5 protein-coding genes and 1 pseudogene are annotated in these 6527 nt (G+C 47.1%); all 6 read right to left on the bottom strand.

Going from position 1 to position 6527, the window contains the following annotated elements; all coding sequences use genetic code 11:
* Positions 1-144 precede the first annotated feature (144 nt).
* The gene (glnD, locus tag CRG49_RS11840) at positions 145-2706 is read right to left on the bottom strand and encodes a [protein-PII] uridylyltransferase (RefSeq protein ID WP_095502158.1); all 2562 of its coding nucleotides are present in this window, start codon (positions 2704-2706) and stop codon (positions 145-147) included.
* A 34-nt stretch (positions 2707-2740) separates the two neighbouring features.
* Entirely contained in the window at positions 2741-3028 is a 288-nt protein-coding gene (locus CRG49_RS11835) for a helix-turn-helix domain-containing protein (RefSeq protein ID WP_095502157.1), read from the bottom strand.
* A 404-nt stretch (positions 3029-3432) separates the two neighbouring features.
* Positions 3433-4440 carry an FAD-binding oxidoreductase gene (locus CRG49_RS11830; protein ID WP_095502159.1) on the bottom strand — a complete coding sequence of 336 codons (1008 nt, stop codon included), beginning with the start codon at positions 4438-4440 and terminating at the stop codon, positions 3433-3435.
* Between the two features lie 80 nt (positions 4441-4520).
* Positions 4521-5951 carry an Asp-tRNA(Asn)/Glu-tRNA(Gln) amidotransferase subunit GatB gene (gatB, locus tag CRG49_RS11825; protein ID WP_095502156.1) on the bottom strand — a complete coding sequence of 477 codons (1431 nt, stop codon included), beginning with the start codon at positions 5949-5951 and terminating at the stop codon, positions 4521-4523.
* A gap of 34 nt (positions 5952-5985) precedes the next feature.
* The gene (locus tag CRG49_RS11820; RefSeq protein WP_369832042.1) at positions 5986-6417 is read right to left on the bottom strand and encodes an HpaII family restriction endonuclease; all 432 of its coding nucleotides are present in this window, start codon (positions 6415-6417) and stop codon (positions 5986-5988) included.
* 32 nt (positions 6418-6449) lie between these two features.
* A pseudogene (locus tag CRG49_RS11815) lies at positions 6450-6527 on the bottom strand (IS1595 family transposase); the annotation flags it as partial.

The raw sequence follows: 6527 nt of genomic DNA, 5'->3' as shown, positions 1-6527 counted from the left end.
CCGCCGACCGAGAAAGACATTGGACTATGAGACACCGGGTGATCTGTTTTCAGCAGCCCTTGCCAATGGCATTTGAGCGTTGCACTTGAAATGCGAATGTAAGGCCGTCCGAAAAAATTTTTTCAGACGGCCTTTTATTTGGTTTTAAATCGTTAATTGTTCTAATAAGGCTTGCTTGAGTGCAAATTGTTTTTTCGGGTTATCCAAGTCTTCACAATACACGGTGAAGCTGTCTTCAATGCGCTCATCCAAGGTGGTGATTTTGGCGTAGCGCAGGCTGACGTTGTGGTTGAAGAACACATCGGCCATGTCAGCCAGCAAGTAAGCGCGGTTGACGGCCACCACTTCCACGGTAAACCAGCCCGGATAATCTTCTTCCTGTGTGATGGTGACGCGTGGTGGAATGGCCATATACAGGCTACGGCGGCTTAGGCGGTAATCGTAGTTTTGGTTTTCCAAAACCGTATAGCCGTGGATAAAGCTGTTTAATTCCGCTTCTAATGCGCTTTGGATATTCGGGTAATAATCTGGGTCGTGTTGCGACGGAATTTGCACAATAAAGGTGTCGAGAATGTAATTGTGTTCGGTGATGAACACGCGTGCGGCCAAAATGTCAAAGCCGTGACGGCTGAAAATGCGGCATAAGCGTGGGAAAAGCCGTGGGCCGTTGGGCATGAAAATCATCACTTGGAATGAATCGCTTTTCGGCAAAATGCGGCTGCGGATTAGCGGTGTTTCAAAATCGTGTACCAAATTGGCGGTGTGCCACAATACTTCGCGTGTTTGGTGGCGGATAAAATAAGTCGAACCCAATACTTTCCACAGTTTTTGCTGTTGCTTTTCCGGTGCGCCGGTGCGGGTAAGCAATGCGGTGGCTTTTTGTTGGCGACGGCTCAGCAGCATGGTAGTCGAATAGCTGTCACCGGCCAAATAGCGGCTGCTGGCGTGGAACAGGCTTTCTAATAAGCTGCTGCGCCATGTGTTCCAGAGCTTGGGGTTGGTACCGCGGATATCGGCGACGGTGAGTAGATACAGCGCGCACAAGCGTTCATAAGTTTGTACTTGCTCGCAAAACGTTCGGATGATTTCAGGATCTTGAATGTCTTCTTTTTGTGCAACGGTGGACATCAATAAATGATGCTCGACCAACCATGCGAGTAATTCACCTTCTTCTTGGGTAAGAAAATGGTCGTCTGAAAATTGTTTGGCATCTTCAATGCCTTGAATTGAGTGGTCGCCGCCGCGCCCTTTGGCAATATCATGGAAGAAAGCGGCCAAATAGAGAATGTCTTTTCTGTCGTAAGATTGCATCAGTGCAGAGGCAAAAGGATGCTCGTGACTGTGGTTATCTAAAGCCAAACGTCGCATATTGTGCACCACGGCTAAGATATGATCGTCCACCGGATAAACGTGGAATAAGTCATGCTGCATTAAGCCGACGATTTTTTCCCATGCTGGCAGATAATGGCCGAGCACGCCGTATAGATTTAAGAAACGCAAAACATGGGTCAGGCCGTTGCCATTGCGGAAAAAGCCGACAAAATAATGGCGGTTGGTCGGATTTTGGTAAAACTGGCGGTTCATTTTGCGCGTTGCCGCCCACCATGCCCGCAAGGTTTGCGGTTCGATGGCATTGATGTCGTTGTGGTTTTGCCAGATTTGGATAATTTTGAAAATGTTGGTCGGCTGTTTGGCAAAAATAGACTTGTCGCGGGCGGCAATTTGGTTGTTCACTTGCACATAATCATCATCGATGCGCAACGTCACCCGCATGGGGTCGGAATAAACACGGCCTTGCAGCATAGGAATCAAAATGCCGTTGAGCTGGTTAATGCTTTTTACCGCTCGGTAGAAATTGTGCATTAATTGTTCGGTTTTTTGGCGGTAGCTCTCGTTGACCCAGCCCATGTTTTCAGCCACTTGTGCTTGCAAGTCGAAAATCAGGCGGTCTTCTGCGCGTTTGGCGCATAAGTGCAAATGGATGCGGATGGTAGAAAGTTGCTTGTAGCCCTGCGTTAACATACAGGCTTCCAAGCGGGTCAGAATGCCTTCGCGAATCAGAGAAGAAGGGCGCGTGTTAAGCCCTTGAGCCTTGGCAAGCCAAAGCATGGTATGAATATCACGCAAGCCGCCGGCGCAGGTTTTGATATTGGGTTCCAATACTGCGCCCGAACCTTGTGATTTGGTGTGGCGCTGCTTCATTTCCAGCAGCTTGGCTTCAATAAAAGTGGATACATCACGCTGCTTGTTCATGCAGGTGATGGTACGCTGTGCCAAATCTTGGTCACCACATAAAAAACGCGCTTCCAAAAAAGCGGTGTCGCCGGTGATTTCATCTTCAATGCTTTCGCACAATTGACCCATGCTGCCGCTTTTAACCGAGGGCATAAGCTTCATGTCCCACAATGTCTGCACAAATTGGGTAATTTGTTCTTTATGGCTGTCTGAAATGTCTTCCGGCGATACAATCGCCAAATCAATATCGGAATAGGGATAAAGCTCATTGCGGCCATAGCCGCCGGTTGCCAGCAGACTCATGCCGCTGTCGGCCATGAAATGTTGCCAAAGCTGTTGCAAGAGTTTATCAACGGCAGCGCCATATTGGGCAAAAAAAGTCATGGGCTGGTTTTTGCGCAAAAAAGCGTCGATGGCCTGTTGTTTCTCCGTCAAAAAACATTCGCGCATGGTTTGGATATCGGCAAGCATGGTTTTTCCTTTGGGCAAAATCGTTTCAGACGGCCTATTGAGGGGCATGAGACATCAAATTCAATAATTGTTGCGGTGGCAACAGCAGTTGATAGGCGGATACGCCCAAAGCTGCAGCCATTTTTTCAATATTAGAAAGGGCAATATTCCAACGTTTGCGCTCTACTGCCGAAACGTAAGTCCGATCAAGGCCGCATTGGCGGGCAAGCTCTTCTTGCGACCAGCCTTTATTGACGCGAAACAGCCGCATGTTATAAGCAAGTACGGCGCGTAAGTCGTTTTCATCGGGCAATTCGGTGGGTGGTGTGAGTTTGTTGCTCATGGTTGTCCTTTGTATTTGTTATCACGGATTTTACTTCACATTTTCACAGAATAAAAGCCAAAAAAAAAAGGGGTGGCAAACATGGCCACACCCAAACACACACACATCAAGAGGAAAGAGATAAAAGGTAATGAAAGCAAGTGGCTTCGGCGTTTCGGCCTCTGCCTGAATTCAATGAGTGAATTATAGATGAAAATTATTTTTCGGTTTTGATTCAAATCAAGTTCGCCTTTCTTTTCTCATAAAAGCGGTTTGAAAAAGAATTTCCCTATTTAAATGCAAATAAAATGAAATATTAAAGAAATTTAGTAGGGAATAAATTCAAAATATTGGCATTTTATTTGGAAAGTTATTTATTCATTGAGTGAAAATACTTTCTATGATTTTCGATAAGGTGCTGTATTTCAGGCGGCCTGCGTGAAAGCATCCGAATAAAATGCATCTTTAGGCAAGCTGCATTCGGTAGTGAATAAAGAAAAGGCATGCTCAATCATGGCCGGTGCGCCGCAGGCATAGACTTCGTATGCGCTTAAATCTGGATAATCGCGTGCAGTAATATCTTGCACATGGCCGCAATCACCTTGCCAATCAGGTGTTGGCGCACTCAATACTGGCGTAAAACGCGAATGGTTCAGACGGCCTAAATAGTCTTGTGCTTCGCTTAAGGCATACAAATCTTGTATTTCTCGCGCACCCCAATATAAATGCACGGCGCGATTGCTTTGCTGGCGGATAAGTTCGGCCAACATGCTGCGTACCGGCGCAAAGCCGGTGCCGGTGGCTAAGAAAATAATCGGTTTGTTGCTTTCTTTTTGTAGGCCAAATGTGCCCAGCGGACCTTTGATGCGCACGATGCCTTTTTCTTTTAAGACAGGCGGTTGCTTGAAAATCATATTGCTGCACACGCCATCGTTACGGTGGCGGATATGTAGCTCGATAAAGCCGTTTTGGTCGGGTGCATTGGCAATGGAATAGCTGCGGACAATATTGCCGGGAAGCAGCAAATCAATGTATTGTCCGGCCGAAAACGAGAAAGCAGACGTTTTGGGCAGACCCAAGCGCAGGATGGCGACATTATGCTGAATGCGGATGTGTTCAATGCGGGCGGGTAAGGTTTTGACCTTTTGCGCGTGGGGATTGTAGCCATCGATATGAATGCTGAGATCGCTTTGTGCGGTGGTGCAACAAAGCAAAATTTTACCCTGTGCTTTTTCTTGGGCTGATAGGGCTTTTGCCGAATGCTCGCTCATGGTCATTTCGCCGCTGATTAAATCGGCTTTGCATTGGCCGCAAATGCCGTTTTTGCAGGAGTGCGGTAGATTGAGATTTTGGCGTGTGGCAGCGTTTAAGACGGTTTCATGGGAAGAAACATGGAAACGGGTTTCTTCACCAAGGGTAACGGTATGGCTCATGGTGTATTTCATCATTAAGGCCGTCTGAAAGTGTTTTTCAGACGGCCTGAGTTTATCTAAAAGTCAGATTGGGCGAGGTTTCAAGCCAGTTTGGCTTTAATCAGATCCTGAACTTGTGCCGGATTGGCTTTGCCTTTGCTGGCTTTCATCACTTGGCCGACGATGGCATTTAAGGCTTTTTCGTTGCCGGATTTAAATTGCTCAATCGCTTTGGCATTGTTGGCCAACACTTCATCCACCATCGCTTCAATCGCGCCGGTATCAGTGATTTGCACCAAACCGTGTTTTTCAATGATTTGCTCGATTGTTGCTTCAGGCTCTGCCCACATCGCTTCAAAGGCTTTTTTCGCTAATTTGCTGCTTAAAGTGCCGTCTGAAATTTTCGCCACTAAGCTGGCCAAGCGCGTTGCGCTGATTGGGCTGTCGGCCAATTCCAAGCCTGCCTTGTTTAACGTAGCGGCTAATTCGCCGTTCATCCAGTTGGCGACCAACTTGCCTTGTGCTTTATCGCTTGCCGCTGATTCAAAATAAGCAGCTTGGTTGCGCGAAGCAGTCAGCAAACGGGCATCATATTCACTCACACCGTATTCCGCCACAAAACGCGCGGCCATTTCAGGCGGCAATTCCGGCATGTCTTCTTTGGCTTTTTGCAATTGGTCGTCTGAAATGATGATTGGTAACAAATCAGGATCAGGGAAGTAGCGGTAGTCGTGGGCATCTTCTTTCAAACGCATCACGCGGGTTTCGCCTTTTTCCGGATCAAACAGCATGGTTGCTTGCTGAACCTTGCCCCCGTCTTCGATGATTTCGATTTGCGCTCCCACTTCGTAATTAATAGCAGCTTCCAAAAAGCGGAATGAATTCAGGTTTTTAATTTCACGGCGCGTACCGAACTCGGCTTGGCCTTTCGGGCGCACAGATACGTTGGCATCGACACGGAACGAGCCTTCCGCCATATTGCCATCGCAAATATCCAGCCAAGTCACTAAGCTATGCAAGGCTTTGGCATAGGCCACGGCTTCGGCAGCCGAACGCATTTCCGGCTCGGAAACCACTTCCAACAAAGGTGTGCCGGCGCGGTTTAAGTCGATACCGGTGGCGCCGTTCAAGCCCTCGTGCACCGACTTGCCCGCATCTTCTTCCATGTGCGCGCGGGTGACGTTGATGGTTTTCACTTCATCGCCGACCACGATTTCCAATTTGCCGTGTTCCACAATCGGCAAATCCAGTTGGCTGATTTGATAACCTTTCGGCAAATCAGGGTAGAAATAGTTTTTGCGGTCGAACACATTTTTCTGATTGATTTTCGCATCCAAGGCCAAGCCCAGCTTAATCGCTTTGGCCACGGCTTCACGGTTCATCACCGGCAATACACCCGGCAACGCACATTCCACCACACTAGCGTGGGCATTCGGCTCGGCGCCGAAAGAAGTGGACGCGCCGCTGAAAATTTTCGATTTTGTGTTTAATTGGACGTGGATTTCCAGTCCGATTACGGTTTCCCAAGTCATAAGGGGTCTTTCTTTATGAATCATCAATTGAAATCTAGCTAAATCGGATTTGCAGATTTAGTTTAAGGAAATATCTGCCGTTTTGTTCATAAATATCACCAAAGTGATGGCGTGAAGAACTCGGTGTTTCAAACTTTGTATTTAAAAACAGATAATCTTCAAATTGGTTATGGCTGTACAGGTGATAGCAGACAATCTCGCCATCTTGGCGAACAACTAAATATCCGCCTGTAGCATCATATTTACCGTGCCATATTTCGGCAGGACGCATACCGAGTGCCGCCCCACACAATAGGCGCTTGATTTTGTATTCGTAAAATTGGTGGTTGTTGGAATAATCGTAACCGTTTGGATCTTTTGTACAAACTCGAGCAGATAAGTCTGCTGTAGAAACAGCGTTACCCGAGTAATATTGGTACAGCATTTCGGCTAAAATCTCCGGCAGTTTACTGTCAATCAACACCAAGTTATTAGCAAGGGGCTTAGGAAGCAAAAATATTAAATTGGGTTATTTCGAAGCATCTTCATTAATATTTTACCTAAATCTTCATGCCGGTGGTTAAACCTAAACTCCGT

It is taken from the genome of Neisseria sp. N95_16, assembly GCF_002551535.2.
Taxonomy (GTDB): Bacteria; Pseudomonadota; Gammaproteobacteria; order Burkholderiales; family Neisseriaceae; genus Neisseria; species Neisseria brasiliensis.
The sequence above is the reverse complement of the archived record's forward strand: the minus strand, read 5'-3'. Positions and strand labels throughout refer to the sequence as shown.